Raw genomic sequence first — 18,545 nt, forward strand, 5'->3', positions numbered from 1 at the left:
AGGATCAAAGGCCAAGCACTGCCTTCATGTCATAGCGCCCGGCAGGCTGGCCGATCAGCCAGGCCGCGCCCTTCACGGCACCGCGTGCGAAGATGACGCGGCTCTCCGCGCGATGGCTGAGTTCAATGCGCTCGCCATCGGTGGCGAAAATCACCTGATGATCGCCCGCAACCGACCCGCCCCGCAGCGCCGCAAACCCGATCGCACCCTGCGCCCGCGCGCCGGTAATGCCGTCGCGGCCCCTTTCGCTGTTGCTGGAAAGCTCGATGGCTCGGCCACGTGCCGCTGCATCACCCAGCAGAAGCGCGGTGCCCGACGGCGCATCAACCTTGTGCCGATGATGCATCTCGACGATTTCGATATCCCAATCATCTCCAAGGCGCGCCGCAGCCTGTTCGACTAATGCTGACAGCAGGTTTACGCCCAGAGAGGTGTTGCCCGTCTGAAGCACGGGGATCATCCGAGCGGCTTCATCGATCAGATTGTGATGCACCTGTTCCAGCCCGGTGGTGCCGATGAGGATCGGCTTCCTGGCCGCAACGCACGCATCAAGATGGGAGGAAAGAGCAGCCGGAACCGAAAAGTCGATCAGCACGTCACTGTGTTCCGCCAACGCCAGCGGATCGGATGTGATCGCAAGTCCCGGCAGAAGCTCTCCACTGCCTTCGCGGTCTGTACCGCCACTGATGTTCAGCCCTGCTTCGATCGCGACCTGGGCGATCGTGCGTCCCATGCGGCCCGCTGCTCCAAAAAGTCCGATCTTCGTCATGATGGTGCTTGTCCCCGGAAATCCGCCCGTCCGATGCCAGAATGACCCAGCCTTGTCATCTGGAAGCTGTAGCTTTTGGATTGAGCAGCAGACATGATGAAGAGATGGACGACATCTTCAACATCGTCATTCTGACTGGCGCCGGAATTTCCGCCGAAAGCGGACTCGCGACATTTCGAGGACCTGATGGCCTGTGGGAAGGCCATCATGTGGAAGATGTCTGCACGCCAGAGGCGCTGGAGCGCAATGCCGCACTTGTGCATCGCTTCTATGACGAACGGCGCGCGAAGCTGCATGAAGTTGAGCCGAACCCGGCGCATCAGGCTTTGGCGGCCTTGGACGCGCAATGGCCAGGCGAGCTGCTCATCGTCACGCAAAATGTCGATGATCTTCATGAAAGGGCGGGCGCTCGTCGCCTGATACACATGCACGGCGAACTTCGATCGGCCCTCTGCGCCGCTTGTGGCAAGGCGGTGTCGTGGTCTGATCCCTTGCCACCGGGCGCGCCGTGCGGAGCGTGCCGCAGTGCGAGCCTGCGTCCGGACATCGTATTCTTCGGTGAAATGCCGTACCAGATGGATGTTGTCGATGCGGCGCTCCGCCGGGCCGACCTATTCGTCTCGATCGGCACCTCTGGCGCGGTGTATCCGGCCGCAGGTTTTGTCCAGACGGCGCGGCATGCTGGCGCCCGGACGGTGGAGTTGAATTTGGAGCCCTCGGCGGGCAGCTTCTATTTCGAAGAAACTCGCATCGGTCTTGCCAGCGATCTCGTGCCTGATCTGGTAAGAGAATTACTGGCCTAGATGCCGTCAGTGATGCCTCGGCGTCACTCGTCAAGCGGAGCGAAGGAGCACCTCTCCGATTCGCGTTTCCTGATGATCGGCGTCATCGACCGTGCGCACCGAAAAGATGGCGGCGATGATGAACAGGATTACGACAACTCCACCCGCGATCATGATATTGCGCGACAAGCGGCGCTGCGGTTCGCTAGCGATGTGCGCGATAGTCGGCAAATCGTTGTCAGGCGTCGCGCTCTTCAGCACTTCAGCGGATTCCCAGGCCGCCTCCGCCCGTGCGTAAGCTATTGCGTGCTGCGGGTCCGCTTCGATCCACGCGGAAAGTTCCGCCTCATCCTGAGCAGTCGGGTCCGCGTTAAGCCTGACCAGCAGACGCGCGGCTTTCGCCTCGATTTCTTCCCTGCTGCTTGACCCTCGCCCCGACGCTTGCACGTTCGAAATCCGTTTCCTGACGTTCCGACCATGCCCGCATAACTATCGCGATGGCTTTGGCCAGATGTTTTTCAACTGTAGAAACGGACAAGGACATTTCTGCCGCTATTTCGATCATCGATCTTTCATGGATACGGCGCAGGACAAATACCTTCCGGCATTGCGGCGGAAGCGTTTCGACGATCGCTTCGATCTGCCGCAGGGCTTCGCGGGCATGAAGTTGAGCCTCGACACTGTTTTCGGCTTGCAGCAGGTCCAGGTCAGCGATTGTTTCGAAACTGACCACCTTGTTGCGCCGGGCATTGTCGATGATCAGATTGCGGGCGATCGTGAACAGATAGGCACGGCCCGTCGTTACATTGTTCCAATTTTCCGTGGCATAGGCACGGACCATGACCTCGGCGACCATGTCGTCAAGTTCCAGGAAGGATGGCAAAATTCTCCGGAGTCGTCCCCGAAGCGCAGCTTCCTGTGGTAATATAACGGCCTTGAACCAGTCTAATTTGGCGCGAACCCGATGCACGATGACCCCCTTGATGTCAGCCGCGCCTCTCCCGCTTTTCTTCTATCTGCCGTGGTTCAATCATGCTTGCAGGGGCCTGTCCAGCACGGGAGAGGGAGAAAATTTCTCGCTACTGCAAGAATATGACGCCACTCATACGCTCAGTCTGGCGGCAATTCCGGGATAGACCGATCCGGCTGGTCAAAATCGGGCCGCGTCGGCACGACCTCGGGTGGTTCGCCTGCGGGCGTTTCATCCGGGGTAGAGGGGGGAGGCGACTCCGGGGGTGACTGCGGCTGAATCGTGTCGGGCGGGGGTACGCCGATCGGTTCCGGATCAGGCTGAGTGGCCATATTTCTCTCCTTGTCGAAACGTTACGCCTGAGGCCCTGCGTGAGTTCCGGGCAAGTTATCCACAATTGCTTGCCTCCCCGGATGCTTTTCTCTATGCCGCGCCGACCGGCGGCCGATGCGGGCGTGGCGAAACTGGTAGACGCGCCAGATTTAGGTTCTGGTATCGCAAGATGTGGGGGTTCGAGTCCCTTCGCCCGCACCAGTGCGCCCGGCTTTGATCATGTCAGGCGCCACCTGAATTCAGCTGAAGAAAGCGTTTGAGAGAAGAGATGCAGACTGTCGAGACGTTGAACGAGGGCCTGAAGCGCGCCTACACCGTGACCATCACGTCGAAGGACATCGACGCCCGCGTGGAAAAGGAAGTGGCGGCGATCGCACCGCAGGTTCGGATGCCCGGCTTCCGCCCCGGCAAGGTGCCTGCCAACCTCGTCAAGAAAATGCATGGTGAATCGCTTCAGCGCGACGCCCTTAACAATTCGATCCAGGAAGGCATTCAAAAGCTGATCGCGGACAACAAGCTGCGCCCGGCGATGCAGCCTTCCGTGGAGCTGGACGAAGGTTTTGAATTCGGCAAGGACGCAGAGGTTAAGGTCGCGCTGGAAGTGCTGCCCGAAATCGCCGCGCCCAGCATCGAAGGTCTGAAGCTGGAGCGTCTGACCGTCGAAGTCGCTGATTCGCAGGTTGATGAAGCCGCTGGCCGCATCGCGACCCAGCAGGGCGCGCTGGAAGAACATGCCGCTTCGCACAAGGCGAAGGATGGCGACACGCTGACTATCGACTTCGTCGGTAAGATCGACGGCGAGCCCTTTGAAGGCGGTTCGGCCGAAGATGTGAAGCTCAAGATCGGTTCGGGCCAGTTCATCCCCGGCTTTGAAGAACAGCTGACCGGCGTGAAGAAGGGCGACGAGAAGACCATCACCGTCCCCTTCCCGGAGGATTATGGCGCTGCGCATCTCGCTGGCAAGGAAGCGACCTTCGACATCACGGTCAAGGCAATCCTGAACGCCGACAAGCCCAAGCTGGACGATGATTTCGCCAAGTCGCTGGGTCTGGAAGGCCTCGACAAGCTCAAGGAGCTGTTGAAGGGCCAGATCGAGCAGGAACATAATGGCCTCACCCGCACGCACATGAAGCGCAAGCTGCTCGATCAGCTTGCCGCTGCCCATGATTTTGACGTGCCGCCGAGCATGGTGGAAGCCGAGTTCGAACAGATCTGGGCACAGCTTCAGCACGAAGCCAGCCATGAGGCGGACCCGGAAGCTGCTCTCAAGGAAATGGAAGCCGAGAAGGAAGATTATCGTGCGATCGCCGTTCGCCGCGTGCGCCTTGGTCTCCTTCTGTCCGAAATCGGTCAGGCAAATGGCGTGGCGGTTTCCGATCAGGAAATGAACCGCCTGATCATGCAGGCCGCTCAACAGTACGGCCCGCAGGATCGTGAACGGTTCGTCCAATATGTCCGTCAGGACCCGATGGCAGCCGCTCAGCTTCGCGCGCCGCTCTATGAAGACAAGGTCGTAGACTTCCTGTTCGGCAAGGCTGAAGTCACCGACCGCGCCGTCAGCCGCGAAGAGCTGGAAGCCGCGATTGAAGCGGAAGATGGCGATCTGAAGCCGCATGTCCACGGCCCGGGTTGCGGCCATGATCATCATGATCACGACGAAAAGCCCAAGGCGAAGAAGGCTGCTCCCAAGAAGAAGGCTGCGGACGCTGACGAAGCCGCGCCTGCGGCTGAAGAAGCTCCGGCGAAAAAGGCTCCGGCTAAGAAGGCCGCCGCCAAGAAGGACGAGGCCGTGGCTGAAGAAGCTGCCGCTGACGAAAAGCCCAAGGCCAAGAAGGCTCCGGCCAAGAAGGCTGCTGCCAAGGCTGAATAAGGATTGGGGTTGCCCGGCTGAGCGCTTATGTGCGCCGGGCCACTACCAAAACATGAAAAGCGTCCGTCTCCAGATGGAAGACGGGCGCTTTTCATTTAGCACTCGGCATGGCAGACGAAATGTTAATCCCGGCACGTCATGCCGCGATAAGTTCGGGTGAGGTTTGGGGCAGATGAAGGAATTTCCGGCAGTGGCAAGCGGGCAGGGGGCGGTAGGTCCGCGCATTGCCGTAATCCTGCCCTGCTATAATGAAGCGGGCGCGATCGTGAAGACGGTGCAGGATTTCCGTCGCGCACTGCCCGCCGCCGACATCTACGTCTTCGATAATAACAGCAGCGACGGCAGCGCTGAACTCGCCGCTGGAGCTGGCGCGATCGTTCGCCGCGTGACGCAGCAGGGCAAGGGCCATGTCGTGCGCCGCATGTTCGCCGATGTGGATGCTGACATCTACGTCATGGCCGACGGTGATGCGACCTATGATGCCGCCGCCGCGCCCCGGCTTGTGGCCGCCATGTTGGAGGATAATCTCGACATGGTTGTTGGCGCGCGCAAGAGCGAGGTGGAAGAAGCCTATCGCCGCGGTCATCGCTTTGGAAACTGGGCACTCACCAGCCTGCTGAAGCAACTTTTCGGTCGTAGCTTCACCGACATACTGTCGGGCTATCGCGTCTTTTCACGCCGTTTCGTCAAAAGCTTCCCTGTCCTGTCCGCAGGTTTCGAAATCGAAACGGAAATCAGCGTTCATGCGCTGGAACTGGCGATGCCGGTTTCCGAAATCATGACTGCCTATGGCGCCCGGCTGGAAGGTTCGGTCAGCAAACTGTCGACCTATCGCGACGGGTGGCGTATCCTGCGAACGATCTTCACGCTCTACCGGATCGAAAAGCCGATCCTTTTCTTTGGCATCATCGCGGCGCTGCTGGCAGTCACCGCTGTCATTCTGGCCACGCCGTTGATCCTTACCTATCTCGATACCGGGCTTGTGCCACGCTTTCCGACCGCGATCCTCGTGACGGGGCTGATGATACTCGCTACCCTATCGGGCATGTGTGGGCTGATCCTCGACACCGTAGTGCGCGGACGTCGGGAAGTGCGGCGCCTTGCTTATCTGACATTCCGTGCGCCTTCCGATTTTGAACCGCGCCGCTGAACTCGCGACCGGCGATCACAGGACCCCTTGAACCCGCCCGCTTTTGTGCCGATGTAGAGAACGGGCAAAAATCACCCTGAAAGAGCAAAATGACCAATATCATGTCTGATCCCATGGCCGCGCTTGTTCCTATCGTCATCGAACAATCCAATCGCGGCGAACGCAGTTTTGACATTTTCTCCCGCCTGCTGCGTGAACGGATCATCTTCGTGACCGGTCAGGTTGAGGATCATATGGCCTCGCTCATCGTCGCTCAGCTCCTGTTCCTCGAGTCGGAAAATCCGAAGAAGGACATCTGGATGTACATCAATTCCCCCGGCGGCGTGGTGACGGCGGGCATGGCGATCCATGACACGATGAAATATATCCGCCCCCAGGTCGGCACCGTCTGCATCGGTCAGGCCGCATCCATGGGCAGCTTCCTTCTGGCAGCGGGTGAACCGGGTAAGCGCATCGCGCTTTCCAATGCACGGATCATGGTGCATCAGCCGTCCGGCGGCGCCCAGGGCATGGCTTCGGACATCGAAATCCAGGCGAAGGAAATCCTCCGGATTCGCCGCCGTCTCAATGACCTGTATGTGCAATACACCGGCAGGTCGCTGGACGAGGTTGAGCGCGCGATGGACCGCGATACCTTCCTTGAAGCCGATGAGGCGAAGGCGTTCGGGCTGGTGGACGAGGTATTTGATCGCCGTCCAGCGGCACCCGAAACGACTGACAGCTAACATGGATCTTAATCGCGCGCGCCGTTTTCTCCCCTTGTGAAATCGGCGTGACGCGGTCTAGGATGATCCTAGGACCAGAATATCCCTCGCCGTCGCGGCTTTTCGCTTGGGGCAGGGAGGAAAGATTGGCGAATGACTAAGCTTACAGGCTCCGATTCCAAAAGCACGCTTTACTGCTCCTTCTGCGGCAAGTCGCAGCATGAGGTGCGTAAGCTGATCGCGGGGCCGACCGTCTTCATCTGCGACGAGTGCGTGGAACTGTGCAACGACATCATCCGGGAGGAGACCAAGGGCGGTCTCGTCGGCAAGAAGGATGGCGGTGTGCCGACCCCGCAGGAAATCTGCGATGTGCTGGACGATTATGTGATCGGCCAGAATCGGGCGAAGCGTGTCCTGTCCGTCGCGGTCCACAATCATTATAAGCGCCTCAACCACGGCACCAAGCCGGGCGAGGTGGAACTTGCCAAGTCGAACATCCTGCTCGTCGGACCCACCGGCTGCGGCAAGACGCTGCTCGCGCAGACGCTGGCCAAGACCTTCGACGTGCCCTTCACCATGGCTGATGCCACGACCCTGACCGAGGCGGGCTATGTCGGTGAGGATGTGGAAAATATCATCCTCAAGCTGCTTCAGGCCTCGGACTATAATGTCGAGAAGGCGCAGCGCGGCATCGTCTATATCGACGAAATCGACAAGATCAGCCGCAAGGCCGAGAACCCGTCGATCACCCGCGACGTATCGGGCGAAGGCGTGCAGCAGGCACTGCTGAAGCTTATGGAAGGCACGACCGCTTCGGTTCCTCCGCAGGGCGGCCGCAAGCATCCGCAGCAGGAGTTCCTTCAGGTCGACACGACCAACATCCTGTTCATCTGCGGCGGCGCCTTCGCCGGGCTGGAACGGATCATTGGCGATCGTCTGGAAGCCAAGTCGATCGGCTTCGGTGCCCATGTCGCGGCCCCCGAAGAGCGCAAGACGGGCGAGTTGCTGCGTCAGTCTGAGCCGGAAGATCTGTTGAAATTCGGCCTAATTCCCGAGTTCGTCGGCCGTCTGCCGGTGATTGCGACACTGGAAGATCTCGACGTGACCGCATTGGTCAAGATTCTGGTCGAACCGAAGAACGCGCTGGTGAAGCAATATGGCAAGCTGTTCGACATGGAAAATGTCGAACTGAGCTTCACCGACGATGCGCTGACAGCAATTGCCAAGAAGGCGATCGAGCGGAAGACCGGCGCACGCGGTTTGCGGTCGATCCTGGAAGCTATCCTGCTCGATACGATGTTCGATCTGCCGTCGATGGAAGGCGTGGGCGAAGTCGTCGTCGACAAGGATGTCGTGGCTGGAACCAAGGAACCGATTCGGGTCTTCAGCGAAAAGGACAAACGCGCCGAAGACGCTGCCTGATCGCGGCGTTCTCTTAGGCGTTCAAAAGCCCCGCTGGATTGCTCCAGCGGGGCTTTTTGGTGGGTCGGGAAACAGGGTGGCTTTCGACCAAAGTTGGTCATTTGAGTGGCTAAGGGTCCATGCAGCAAGCGGACGTTCGACAGGGCCGCGCGCACATCGCTAGAAAGGTCATCCTTTCTCCAAGCCCGTTTCGGTGGACAAACCGCATGATGTAGTGGGCATCATTATGGCCCACGTTGCACAGCACATTAAGCCAAAGATCGGCCCCGCATATCCATCAGGGTCGTAGGGCATCGAGGGGGCACCGTCCCTTAGCCATTGCACGGAGATCGCACTACCTAACAGCCAACCGGAAATGCCCAACAAGACGGTCGAGGCATGGCGATGTCGAACGAGCAAACGGCGTAGGGGCCAAGTGCAAGGTGCCACGACAAGGCCCATTACGACCAAGGTAATCGGCGTCCCTAGGAAGAAGGCCGGTGGACCAAAAAGGAGTAAGGCGACGGGAAGCCATGCCACGCTGCCTCTTACCTGTCCAAACAGCAGTAGGAATGTGGAGTATGCAATGGCTGCCACCGCACTGCCCAATACGGCGGACATAAGGGCACGTTTGAAGAATAGCTTTGCGTCTCGGCTCATAACGGACGTGATAAGGAGGTCGAAGGCAAAGCGCTACCACATCAACGGCGGCTTCCTACAAATTCCGCCTGATAGCCGCCATTCCGCGAACCACCCAAATACGCCCCCCTCATTCACCGAACGCAACTATCCAAACCATCCCGCTGCACCACCCCAATCCGGTTCGCGATGCTGTTGCCATAGCGCCGGGTAAAGCCACGCGGTGCAATCGCGCCCCTTTTCTTGGGCAACGGCAATACGGCAGCAATTCGCGCCGCTTCCGCGCGCGTCAGCTTGCCCGCGCCATGATGGAAATAGCGCATGGCACCAGCCTGCACGCCATAGGTTCCAATCCCCGTCTCCGCGACGTTCAGATACACCTCCATGATCCGCCGCTTGCCCCAAATCGCCTCGATCAAGATAGTAAACCAGGCTTCAAACCCCTTGCGGATGAAGCCGCCACCCTGAAACAGGAACACATTTTTCGCGGTCTGCTGGCTGATAGTCGATCCGCCGCGAATCCTCCCGCCACTGGCATTGTGGCGCAGCGCTTGCGCGATCGCGACTGCGTCGAAACCATGATGACTGCAAAAGCGGCTGTCTTCGCCTGCGATGGCCGCGCGTGCCATGTTCGGGTCGATATCGTCCAGACCCACCCAATCTTTGGTGATGCCATTCGGATCGGCCAGCATCGTCAACGTCACGGGTGGCGGTACGAAGCGATAGAGCAGTACCAACAGCAATGAGAGCGCGACAAAGCCGCCCAATATCCGGATGACGAAGCCGACCCAACGGAAGCGGTGGCGAGACGAAGCGGCGATGGTGGAACTCATTTGCTCGTTCGTAGCGCGATCCGTCGAGCATTCAAGTTGGCACGCACCGCCGAGGCAATCCGCCATAGCTGGGGGCCGGAAATGCCCACAAAAAAAGCCCCGGATCACTCCGGGGCTTTCTAACTCATTGTAAGGAGCGTCAGGCCAGTGCCAACCGCATCTTGCCCAGCCTGTCGCCAGCAATACGCATCATGGCCTTTTGCAGCTTCTCAAAGGCGCGCACCTCGATCTGGCGGACACGCTCGCGCGACACGCCATAAACCTGGCTCAGTTCTTCCAGCGTCTTGGGCTCCTCGGCCAGACGCCGCTCGGCAAGGATATGCTTTTCACGATCGTTCAGATCATCCATCGCCTCGACCAGCATGTCGTGACGCAGCGTCTTTTCCTGCTCATCCGCGACCAGCTCGTCCTGCAACGGATCGGTGTCGGCGAGCCAATCCTGCCATTGCCCTTCGCCGTCCTCGCGCATCGGCACGTTGAGCGACGTGTCGCCGCCCATCGCCATACGACGGTTCATGGAGACCACGTCTTCCTCGGTCACGCCCAGGTCGGTAGCGATCTTCTTGACGTCGTCGGGATGCAGGTCGCCGTCCTCGAACGCTTCGATATTGTTCTTCATCCGGCGAAGGTTGAAGAACAGCTTCTTTTGCGCCGCAGTGGTGCCCATCTTCACCAGCGACCAGCTGCGAAGAATGAATTCCTGGATCGACGCGCGAATCCACCACATGGCGTAAGTAGCCAGGCGGAAACCGCGTTCCGGCTCAAACTTCTTCACGCCCTGCATCAGGCCGATATTGCCTTCGCTAATCAGCTCGCTGACCGGCAGGCCATAGCCGCGATAACCCATGGCGATCTTCGCCACCAAACGTAGATGGGACGTCACCAGTTGGGCCGCCGCCTCCGGATCCTGATGTTCCGCATAACGCTTGGCGAGCATATATTCCTGCTCAGGCGTCAGCAGCGGAAACTTGCGGATTTCCGACAGATAGCGGTTGAGGCTGGCTTCACCGCCCAGCGCTGGAACCGCGGGGACATTGCTTTTTGCAGCCATGTCGCTTCACCTTTCCCTTTCGTGCGCGGCGGGACCCAGAAGAGGCATCCGATGCGCCGTCGCAAACTTGTCAAAAACTATACGTGGAGCTCGCTTAACAGTTCCTGCATGTCGGCAGGCAGTGCGCTGTCAAAGCTAAGTTTTTGCCCCGTCGCGGGATGTATGAACCCCAGCTGTTTCGCGTGCAATGCCTGCCTTCTGAAACGCATCGTTTCCAGTATCGTTTTGAAACCTTTTCTCTCTCTACTGTAAACCGGATCGCCGATCAAGGGGTGACCCAGATGCGCCATGTGAACGCGCACCTGATGGGTCCGTCCAGTTTCCAGCCTGCATTCAACCAAAGCCGCTCCGGCAAGGCGCTCTATGGTGCGATAATGGGTGACGGCATGTTTGCCACGCCCTTCGCGATGGACCGCCATTTTCTTGCGATCCGAATCCGACCTTCCGATCCATGTGTCGATCGTTCCGGCCGCCGGTTGGGGATGTCCGTAGACGATCGCTGCATATAGCCGGTCGATGCTATGCGCCTTGAACTGCTGTGCCAGCCCTTCATGCGCTCGGTCGGACTTCGCCACGACCAGAAGACCCGACGTATCCTTGTCGATGCGATGGACAATACCCGGGCGAGCGACGCCGCCGATGCCGGATAGTTGCCCGCGACAATGATGCAGCAGGGCATTCACCAACGTCCCGTCCAGATTGCCAGCCGCCGGGTGGACCACCAGACCCGCTGGTTTGTCGACGACGATCAGGTCGGCATCCTCATGCACGATGGTCAGCGGAATATCCTGGGCGATCGCCTCGGCATCAATGGGCGCTGGAACGCTGATCGTAAAAGTCTGACTTGCGGCCACCTTCATCGACGGGCTCAGCGTTCGCCCCGCGAATGTCACTTGACCATCGACGATCAGGCTCTTCAATCGTTCGCGTGAAAGTTCCGGAACCAGCTCGGCAAGTGCCTTGTCCAGGCGAAGCCCATGCTGCGCTTCGCCTATCGTCGTCTCGATGATAGAATCCCCCGAACCCATTGGTTAAGCATGTAAGAATGATGGTCCGCATTTCAAGATTGCTGCTGGAACAGATCATGTCTCACGCTGCTGGAAGCGATGACGAAGTCTGCGGGCTGCTGCTGGGGCATTCCGGCTGCATCACGGAAGCGCGTCCGGCGGCAAATGTCGCACCTGATCCTTCACGGCATTTCGAACTTGATCCCGCAGCGCTCCTTGCCGCTCATAAGGCTGCGAGGGCGGGTGGGCCACCCGTGATGGGCCATTATCACTCGCACCCTGGCGGTTGCTCTGAACCGTCCGCGACGGATGCGGCCTGCGCGGCCCCCGACGGCAGCCTGTGGCTTATCATAGGCCGTGGGGAGGCGCGGCTTTGGATCGCGAGCATGGGGCGGACGGAAAAGGTGACATTTTCCGAGGCTATGCTCGACATCATGTGAGGCAAAGGCGGTAGGCCGGGGTTGCATCATCTGGCCCGGCAGCGCATTAGCCTGTCATTCCTTCCAGTTATTCCGGCGGCAGAACCCTTCATGACCAACCCGACCGACAGCATCGAATTTGCCAGCTTGCTTTGTTCGCGCCTGTGCCATGATCTGCTGAGTCCGGTTGGTGCCCTTAACAACGGCCTGGAGCTGATGGCGGATGAAACCGACCCGGAAATGCGCCAGCGCTGCCTTGATCTTTTGGCCGACAGCGCGAAAACTTCGGCCAACAAGCTGAAATTCTTCCGGCTTGCCTTCGGATCGGCGGGCGGCTTCGGCGATGCGGTGCCCACGCATGAAGCCCGCGTCGCGATCGAGGGCATGTTCGCGGCGGGCCGGGTCAAGGTTGGCTGGCTGGTCGAAGACGACATGCTCGACAAGCTGCCGGTCAAGGTGTTGCTGAACCTCGCCCTCATCGCGGGCGACGCACTGGTGCGCGGTGGCCAACTGGACATCGGCGCTGAGAAGCGGCCTGGCGTGACGGAAATCGTGGTTCGTGCCGAAGGTCCCAAGCTGGTACTGGACCCCGATCTTCGCGCCGCTCTGGCAGGAACGCTCCCGGAAGACAGCCTCGCGTCCCGGACGGCGGCCGCGTGGATGATCCGCAGTCTGGTGACGAGCGCGGGAGGGGAGGTTGCGCTATCGCCTGCCGGAGAGCCCGTGCTGCTCTTCGGCGCTTCTATCCCCGGATGAAGCTGTCCTGATCCGGCATCGCCTGTTCAGGTCATAATATTCCCCGACTGTTCTTCGGATATGAAGAAGCGATTCGACCCTTGGTCCGCATCCGGGCCGAAGGGCTTCAGGCGGTTGTCGAACACCTTGTAATCCGTTGCCGCGTGCAAATGTTTCTGACTTCGTTGGCCCTACCCAAAGAAAAAGCCCGGCCACTTGCGTGACCGAGCTTCTTTCTTGACGGCAACCTGAAAAAATCAGGCGCTGTAGTACATGTCGAATTCGACCGGCGAGGGAGCCATTTCCCAGCGGTACACTTCGGGCCACTTCAGCTCGATATAGGCTTCGATCTGGTCCTTGGTGAACACGTCGCCCTTCAGCAGGAACTCATAATCAGCTTCCAGGCTGTTCAGCGCTTCACGCAGCGAACCGCAGACGGTCGGCACCTGGCTCAGTTCTTCCGGCGGCAGGTCATAGAGGTTCTTGTCCATCGCGGAACCCGGATGAATCTTGTTCTCGATGCCGTCCAGACCAGCCATCAGCAGCGCTGCGTAGCAGAGGTAGGGGTTCGCCATCGCGTCGGGGAAGCGGAATTCCACGCGCTTTGCCTTCGAACCCGCGCCGTACGGAATACGGCAGGAAGCCGAACGGTTGCGGGCCGAATAGGCCAGCAGAACCGGCGCTTCGAAGCCCGGCACCAGGCGCTTGTAGCTGTTGGTGGTCGGGTTGGTGAAGGCGTTCAGCGCCTTCGCGTGCTTGATGACACCGCCGATGAAGTAGAGGCACATGTCGCTGAGGCCGGCATAGCCTTCGCCCGCGAAAAGCGGCTTGCCGCTGTCCCAGATCGACATGTGCGTGTGCATGCCCGAACCGTTGTCCTGCGCGATAGGCTTCGGCATGAAGGTCGCGGTCTTGCCATAGGCCTGGGCGACCATCTGCACCACATACTTATAGATCTGCATGCGGTCGGCAGTCTGGACCAGCGTGCCGAAGGTCAGGCCGAGTTCGTGCTGGGCAGCGGCCACTTCATGGTGGTGCTTGTCGCAGGGCAGGCCCATTTCGAGCATGGTGGTGACCATCTCGGCGCGAATGTCGGTGGCCGGATCGACCGGAGCGACGGGGAAATAGCCGCCCTTGGCGCGCGGACGGTGGGCAAGGTTGCCGCCCTCATATTCGCGGCCGGTGTTGGTCGGCAGTTCGATGTCGTCGATCTTGTAGAAGGACTCGTTATAGTCGTTGTTGAAGCGGACATCGTCGAACATGAAGAATTCGGCTTCGGGGCCGACATAGACGGTGTCGCCGAAACCGGCCGACTTGACGAACGCTTCCGCACGCTTCGCGGTCGAACGGGGGTCACGGGCGTAGAGTTCGCCAGTGTCGGGCTCGACGATGTCGCAGAACAGGATCAGCATCGGGGTTGCGCTGAACGGATCGACATAGACCGCGTCCAGGTCGGGCTTCAGGATCATGTCCGACTCGTTGATCGCCTTCCAGCCTTCGATCGACGAACCGTCGAACATCAGGCCTTCGTTCAGCTCATCTTCGCCCAGGACCGAAGACACCATGGTCAGGTGCTGCCACTTGCCCTTGGGATCGGTGAAGCGCAGATCGACCCACTCGATCTCCTTTTCTTCGATCATCTTCAGGATGTCTTTTGGCGTGTTGGCCATGTGCGCTTGCCCTTCTTTCATATTTGCCCCCCCGAAGGGGTAGTGGATGTTGCAGTTCGCCCGCTCCTCTACGAAGCCGACGCGAAATCAAAACTGGTAGGGATCAGATAGCGTCGCTGTCCCGCTCGCCGGTGCGGATACGAACCGCGCCTTCGATTGCCGAGATGAAGATCTTGCCGTCGCCGATCCGCCCGGTTTGCGCGGCGGCGGAGATGGCCTCCACCACGCGGTCCGCCAGCGAGTCGTCCACGACGACCTCCAGCTTCACCTTGGGCAGGAAATCGACGACATATTCAGCGCCACGATACAGTTCGGTATGGCCCTTTTGACGGCCAAAGCCCTTGGCCTCCGTAACCGTGATGCCGGACACGCCCACTTCGTGCAGCGCTTCCTTCACCTCGTCGAGCTTGAACGGCTTGATGATCGCCTCGATCTTTTTCATCACTCTAATCCCAACTCAAACGCGCGCGCGATGACGAAGTGATCTTCGCCCTCATCATTCAAAAGCGACGATCTTCATGCCCCCGAGACATGCGCCGTGCCTTTCAACAATCAATTACCGTGCCAAACGGCGAATCGCTACGCCACGCTTTCGGCGATGCCGCAATCTTTGTCCATATTGCCTGATTTGAAGGCAATATTGTCCCGCGGTGCCTGATTTTTAGGCAGGGTTTTTCAACTCAGATAAGGCGGTGCGTCCAGGCCCGCCGGGCTCTTCGTGAAAATCTCGCAGCCATTTTCGGTGATCCCGATGCTATGTTCGAACTGCGCGGACAGCGTGCGATCGCGCGTAACAGCGGTCCAGCCATCTTCCAGCATCTTCACGCCGGGCTTTCCGATGTTGATCATAGGTTCGATGGTGAAGAACATGCCGGGGCGCAGTTCCGGCCCCGCGCCGGGACGCCCGACATGGACGACTTCGGGACTGTCGTGAAATACGCGGCCCAGACCGTGGCCGCAAAAATCGCGGACCACGCCATAGCGATGCTTTTCGGCGTGCTTCTGAATAGCATGGCCGATGTCGCCCAGATGATTGCCGGGCTTTGCTTGCTCGATGCCCAGCATCAGGCATTCATAGGTCACTTCGATCAGCCGCCGCGCCTTGATGCTGGCTTCGCCGACGATGAACATGCGGCTCGTATCGCCGTGCCACCCATCGACCAGGGGGGTGACGTCGATATTCAGGATATCGCCATCCTTCAGCTTCATGTCGCCGGGAATGCCATGGCAAATGACATTGTTCAGTGAGATGCAGCAGCTGTGCGTATAGCCGCGATAGCCAAGGGTGGCTGGCACGCCGCCGCCGTCGAGTGTCATGCGCCGGACGATGTCGTCCAGTTCGCCCGTGGTCACGCCCGGCACCACATGTGGCACCAGCGCATCCAGGATTTCGGCAGCCAGCCGTCCCGCCTTGCGCATGCCTTCGAAACCAGCAGCGTCATACAATTTGATCGCGGTCGATCGCGAAATCGGCGCATCGGCCGTCATCGTCATATATTCGGTCATGTCCCGGTTATAGGCGGGGCAGCAGGATATTGCGAGGCCCCGATCGCGTCGGGCTAGGCAGCCGACCTGTCAAACGCTATGGCCAGCCTCATGCCCGCAACCGAACGTATCTGGACCGCCGCGCTGATCGTGATCGGAGACGAGATTCTGTCCGGCCGAACCCAGGACAAGAATATCGCGCAGATCGCGTCCTGGCTGAATGTGCAGGGGATCAGGCTGCGGGAAGTACGCGTGATCGCCGATGACAGCGACTCCATAGTCGAAGCGGTAAATGCGCTTCGGGCACGCCACGATTATCTGTTCACCACCGGCGGGATCGGGCCGACGCATGACGACATCACCGTCGATGCGATCGCCCGCGCCCTTGATGTCGATGTCGAAATTCACCCCCAGGCCCGCGCCATGCTCCAGGGCTATTATGAAACACGCGGCGGGCTGACCGAAGCGCGGTTGCGCATGGCCAGGGTGCCTGCCGGTTCCGACCTTATCGAAAACCGCATGTCGGGCGCGCCTGGCATTCGACATGGCAATATCTTCATCATGGCGGGCGTGCCGCACATCACGGCTGGCATGCTCGATATGCTGACCGGCACGTTGGAGGGCGGACAGCCCTTGCTATCGGCGCAGATTGGCTGCTGGGTCGCGGAAAGCGAAATAGCCGACCTTCTCGCCGCGACGGAGCGTACGCATGAAGGCTGCCAGATCGGCAGCTATCCCTTCTTCCGGGAAGGCCGGACGGGGGCAAACTTCGTTATCCGCTCAACTCGGGCCGCAGCGCTGGAACAGTGCATTGCCGATTTGAGTGCCCGACTGGAGCAAGGCGGCTGGCCGGTCGTCGCTGGCGGCATCTAGCACGGTTTCCTACCAGCAACCGGCTGGTTCCACGCCCATATGTGTCTGCTTAGCGGCGGGTTGCGTTGCATGCACTTGGTACGAAACGCTATGCTGCGCTGCATCAATAGCTGGCTGGTTCCAGCTTTTGGATGTCGGGCTTTACGCTTGTGCATCCGATCCATGGTGAAAGGCTAAGCCCATTAATTCCGCGCTCGCGGGATCGGCTTTTCGCGCCCTTTTTCTTTGGATCGCTGCGCAAGGTGAGCCGCTTGTTAAGGAGAATAGGTGATGCGGATCGTGATGACCGGATCGGGCTATGTTGGGCTGGTTTCAGGCGCATGCCTTGCCGACTTTGGGCATGATGTCGTCTGCGTGGACAAGGACGTTGCGAAGATCGAGGTACTGCGCGATGGCGGCGTACCGATCTACGAGCCGGGGCTCGCCGACCTCATTGCCCGCAATGTGAAGGGGGGGCGTCTCACCTTCACCACGGACCTGGCCGCTTCGGTGGCAGAAGCGGACGTCGTCTTCATCGCGGTCGGAACGCCCGCGCGCCGGGGCGATGGTCACGCCGACCTTAGCTACGTCTATGACGCCGCTCGCGAAATCGCATCCGCATTGCGCGGCTTTACGGTCGTCGTCACCAAATCGACTGTTCCCGTCGGAACAGGGGACGAGGTTGATCGCATCATCCGCGAAGCCAACCCTGCAGCGGAGTTTGCCGTCGCCTCCAACCCCGAATTCCTGCGCGAAGGCGCGGCGATCCAGGATTTCAAGCGGCCCGACCGTATCGTCATCGGCATTGAGGATGATCGTGCGCGCCCGGTAATGGAGGAGGTCTATCGCCCGCTTTACCTGAACCAGGCGCCGATCCAGTTCACTGGCAGGCGCACCAGCGAACTCATCAAATATGCGGCTAATGCCTTCCTCGCGATGAAGATCACCTACATCAACGAGATCGCCGAACTGTGCGAACATGTCGGTGCGGACGTTCAGCAGGTTGCGCGTGGCATCGGCCTCGACAACCGCATCGGCAGCAAGTTCCTTCACGCTGGTCCCGGCTATGGCGGCTCCTGCTTCCCCAAGGACACGCTGGCGCTGGTGAAGACCGCAGAGGACGCAGGCGCGCCCATCCGTCTTATCGAAACGACGGTCGCGATCAACGAAAGCCGCAAGCGCGCCATGGCCCGCAAGGTGGTAGCGGTGTGCAATGGCTCCGTTCGCGGCAAGACGATCGGCGTGCTGGGCCTTACCTTCAAGCCCAACACGGACGATATGCGGGACGCGCCCTCACTCTCTATCATCCAGGCATTGCAGGATGCGGGCGCACAGGTTCGCGCCTATGATCCGGAAGGCATGGAAGCCGCTCGATCGATGCTGCGCGGCGTCGATTTCTGCGCCAATCCCTATGAGGCCGCCCAGGGCGCTGCGGCCGTGGTGATCGTCACCGAATGGGATGCGCTTCGAGCGCTCGACCTGCCGCGCCTGCGATCCGTGATGATCGGCGAGGGCCTTGTCGATCTTCGCAACATCTACCGGGCCGCCGACGCGGAGGCGGCGGGCTTCTCCTATGTCAGCGTAGGCAGGGGCGCAGAACCGGAGCCTGAAGCGCTCATCCAGGCAGCAGAATAAAGCCTAGCTGTATCGGCTCATCGCAAAAGCTCCGGCTTTGCGATGAGCCGTGCTTGACCGGAAGTTTTTGTTAATCTTCGTATAGGACCCTCAAGGGGCTAATAAGCGGGGGTTGCAAAAATGAATATCAAATTGACCGGCTCCATGTGTGGAGTCGGATTATCGCTTCTATGCATCATGGCGGCGGGGGCCGCAACGATGTTATCGAGTGGATCGACATCGACTAACTTGCAGACGGGG

Annotated in this window: 19 protein-coding genes, 1 tRNA gene and 1 pseudogene; 10 read left to right on the forward strand and 11 right to left on the reverse strand. The window is 59.8% G+C overall.

Features of this window, described 5'->3' with window-relative positions:
- Window positions 1-4: 4 nt before the first annotated feature.
- Window positions 5-769, reverse strand: a complete 765-nt coding sequence (gene dapB, locus ACZ5TB_RS03580; RefSeq protein ID WP_464792032.1) for a 4-hydroxy-tetrahydrodipicolinate reductase — start codon at window positions 767-769, stop codon at window positions 5-7.
- Between the two features lie 104 nt (window positions 770-873).
- Between dapB and ACZ5TB_RS03585 the strand changes: the two genes are divergently transcribed.
- Window positions 874-1,572, forward strand: coding sequence for an NAD-dependent deacylase (locus tag ACZ5TB_RS03585; protein ID WP_464792033.1), 699 nt, complete (start codon window positions 874-876; stop codon window positions 1,570-1,572).
- 30 nt (window positions 1,573-1,602) lie between these two features.
- Here ACZ5TB_RS03585 and ACZ5TB_RS03590 read toward each other — a convergent pair whose 3' ends face one another.
- The 4 genes and pseudogenes from ACZ5TB_RS03590 to ACZ5TB_RS03605 all read right to left on the reverse strand — a co-directional run bounded on the left by ACZ5TB_RS03590 (window position 1,603) and on the right by ACZ5TB_RS03605 (window position 2,853).
- Window positions 1,603-1,812, reverse strand: a complete 210-nt coding sequence (locus ACZ5TB_RS03590; RefSeq protein ID WP_464792571.1) for a hypothetical protein — start codon at window positions 1,810-1,812, stop codon at window positions 1,603-1,605.
- A gap of 75 nt (window positions 1,813-1,887) precedes the next feature.
- Window positions 1,888-1,938: pseudogene (locus ACZ5TB_RS03595) on the reverse strand (hypothetical protein); the annotation flags it as partial.
- Complete coding sequence (locus tag ACZ5TB_RS03600; protein ID WP_464792034.1) at window positions 1,922-2,521, reverse strand: sigma-70 family RNA polymerase sigma factor; 600 nt, start codon at window positions 2,519-2,521, stop codon at window positions 1,922-1,924. The pseudogene ACZ5TB_RS03595 and the gene ACZ5TB_RS03600, both read right to left, overlap by 17 nt.
- 140 nt (window positions 2,522-2,661) lie before the next feature.
- A complete protein-coding gene (locus ACZ5TB_RS03605; protein WP_464792035.1) occupies window positions 2,662-2,853 on the reverse strand; it encodes a hypothetical protein in 192 nt (63 codons plus the stop codon).
- A 117-nt stretch (window positions 2,854-2,970) separates the two neighbouring features.
- Here ACZ5TB_RS03605 and ACZ5TB_RS03610 point away from each other — a divergent pair.
- The 5 genes from ACZ5TB_RS03610 to clpX all read left to right on the forward strand — a co-directional run bounded on the left by ACZ5TB_RS03610 (window position 2,971) and on the right by clpX (window position 8,000).
- A tRNA-Leu gene (locus tag ACZ5TB_RS03610) sits at window positions 2,971-3,055 on the forward strand.
- A 67-nt stretch (window positions 3,056-3,122) separates the two neighbouring features.
- Entirely contained in the window at window positions 3,123-4,724 is a 1,602-nt protein-coding gene (gene tig, locus ACZ5TB_RS03615) for a trigger factor (RefSeq protein WP_464792036.1), read from the forward strand.
- A 172-nt stretch (window positions 4,725-4,896) separates the two neighbouring features.
- Window positions 4,897-5,874 carry a glycosyltransferase family 2 protein gene (locus ACZ5TB_RS03620; RefSeq protein WP_464792037.1) on the forward strand — a complete coding sequence of 326 codons (978 nt, stop codon included), beginning with the start codon at window positions 4,897-4,899 and terminating at the stop codon, window positions 5,872-5,874.
- 89 nt (window positions 5,875-5,963) lie between these two features.
- A complete protein-coding gene (gene clpP / locus ACZ5TB_RS03625; protein ID WP_196225949.1) occupies window positions 5,964-6,599 on the forward strand; it encodes an ATP-dependent Clp endopeptidase proteolytic subunit ClpP in 636 nt (211 codons plus the stop codon).
- A 132-nt stretch (window positions 6,600-6,731) separates the two neighbouring features.
- The gene (gene clpX / locus ACZ5TB_RS03630; RefSeq protein ID WP_464792038.1) at window positions 6,732-8,000 is read left to right on the forward strand and encodes an ATP-dependent Clp protease ATP-binding subunit ClpX; all 1,269 of its coding nucleotides are present in this window, start codon (window positions 6,732-6,734) and stop codon (window positions 7,998-8,000) included.
- 752 nt (window positions 8,001-8,752) lie between these two features.
- Here the strand turns inward: clpX and mtgA are convergent.
- The 3 genes from mtgA to ACZ5TB_RS03645 form a co-directional block, all read right to left on the reverse strand.
- Window positions 8,753-9,451 (reverse strand): monofunctional biosynthetic peptidoglycan transglycosylase, encoded by a 699-nt coding sequence (gene mtgA, locus ACZ5TB_RS03635; RefSeq protein ID WP_464792039.1) that lies wholly within the window; start codon window positions 9,449-9,451, stop codon window positions 8,753-8,755.
- Window positions 9,452-9,590: 139 nt separating this feature from the next.
- Window positions 9,591-10,502 (reverse strand): RNA polymerase sigma factor RpoH, encoded by a 912-nt coding sequence (gene rpoH, locus ACZ5TB_RS03640; protein WP_196225951.1) that lies wholly within the window; start codon window positions 10,500-10,502, stop codon window positions 9,591-9,593.
- Window positions 10,503-10,579: 77 nt separating this feature from the next.
- Window positions 10,580-11,530: an RluA family pseudouridine synthase gene (locus tag ACZ5TB_RS03645; protein ID WP_464792040.1), complete on the reverse strand. Its 951-nt coding sequence runs from the start codon at window positions 11,528-11,530 to the stop codon at window positions 10,580-10,582.
- Between the two features lie 17 nt (window positions 11,531-11,547).
- Between ACZ5TB_RS03645 and ACZ5TB_RS03650 the strand changes: the two genes are divergently transcribed.
- Both ACZ5TB_RS03650 and ACZ5TB_RS03655 read left to right on the forward strand, forming a co-directional pair.
- Entirely contained in the window at window positions 11,548-11,949 is a 402-nt protein-coding gene (locus ACZ5TB_RS03650) for a M67 family metallopeptidase (protein WP_464792041.1), read from the forward strand.
- A 90-nt stretch (window positions 11,950-12,039) separates the two neighbouring features.
- Window positions 12,040-12,684: a histidine phosphotransferase family protein gene (locus ACZ5TB_RS03655; RefSeq protein ID WP_464779409.1), complete on the forward strand. Its 645-nt coding sequence runs from the start codon at window positions 12,040-12,042 to the stop codon at window positions 12,682-12,684.
- A gap of 236 nt (window positions 12,685-12,920) precedes the next feature.
- On the opposite strand, the gene glnA is transcribed toward ACZ5TB_RS03655, so the two are convergent.
- From glnA to map, 3 genes are all read right to left on the reverse strand, one after another.
- Complete coding sequence (gene glnA / locus ACZ5TB_RS03660) at window positions 12,921-14,333, reverse strand: type I glutamate--ammonia ligase (protein WP_464779410.1); 1,413 nt, start codon at window positions 14,331-14,333, stop codon at window positions 12,921-12,923.
- A 103-nt stretch (window positions 14,334-14,436) separates the two neighbouring features.
- On the reverse strand, window positions 14,437-14,775 hold the full coding sequence (locus tag ACZ5TB_RS03665) for a P-II family nitrogen regulator (RefSeq protein ID WP_021319928.1): 339 nt from the start codon (window positions 14,773-14,775) through the stop codon (window positions 14,437-14,439).
- Window positions 14,776-15,008: 233 nt separating this feature from the next.
- On the reverse strand, window positions 15,009-15,839 hold the full coding sequence (gene map / locus ACZ5TB_RS03670; protein ID WP_464792042.1) for a type I methionyl aminopeptidase: 831 nt from the start codon (window positions 15,837-15,839) through the stop codon (window positions 15,009-15,011).
- A gap of 90 nt (window positions 15,840-15,929) precedes the next feature.
- Here map and ACZ5TB_RS03675 point away from each other — a divergent pair, with 90 nt between their 5' ends.
- Window positions 15,930-16,691: a competence/damage-inducible protein A gene (locus tag ACZ5TB_RS03675; protein ID WP_464792043.1), complete on the forward strand. Its 762-nt coding sequence runs from the start codon at window positions 15,930-15,932 to the stop codon at window positions 16,689-16,691.
- A gap of 270 nt (window positions 16,692-16,961) precedes the next feature.
- On the forward strand, window positions 16,962-18,305 hold the full coding sequence (locus tag ACZ5TB_RS03680) for a UDP-glucose dehydrogenase family protein (protein WP_464792044.1): 1,344 nt from the start codon (window positions 16,962-16,964) through the stop codon (window positions 18,303-18,305).
- The last annotated feature ends 240 nt before the right edge of the window (window positions 18,306-18,545 follow it).

This window comes from Sphingobium sp. TomTYG74 (assembly GCF_055393875.1).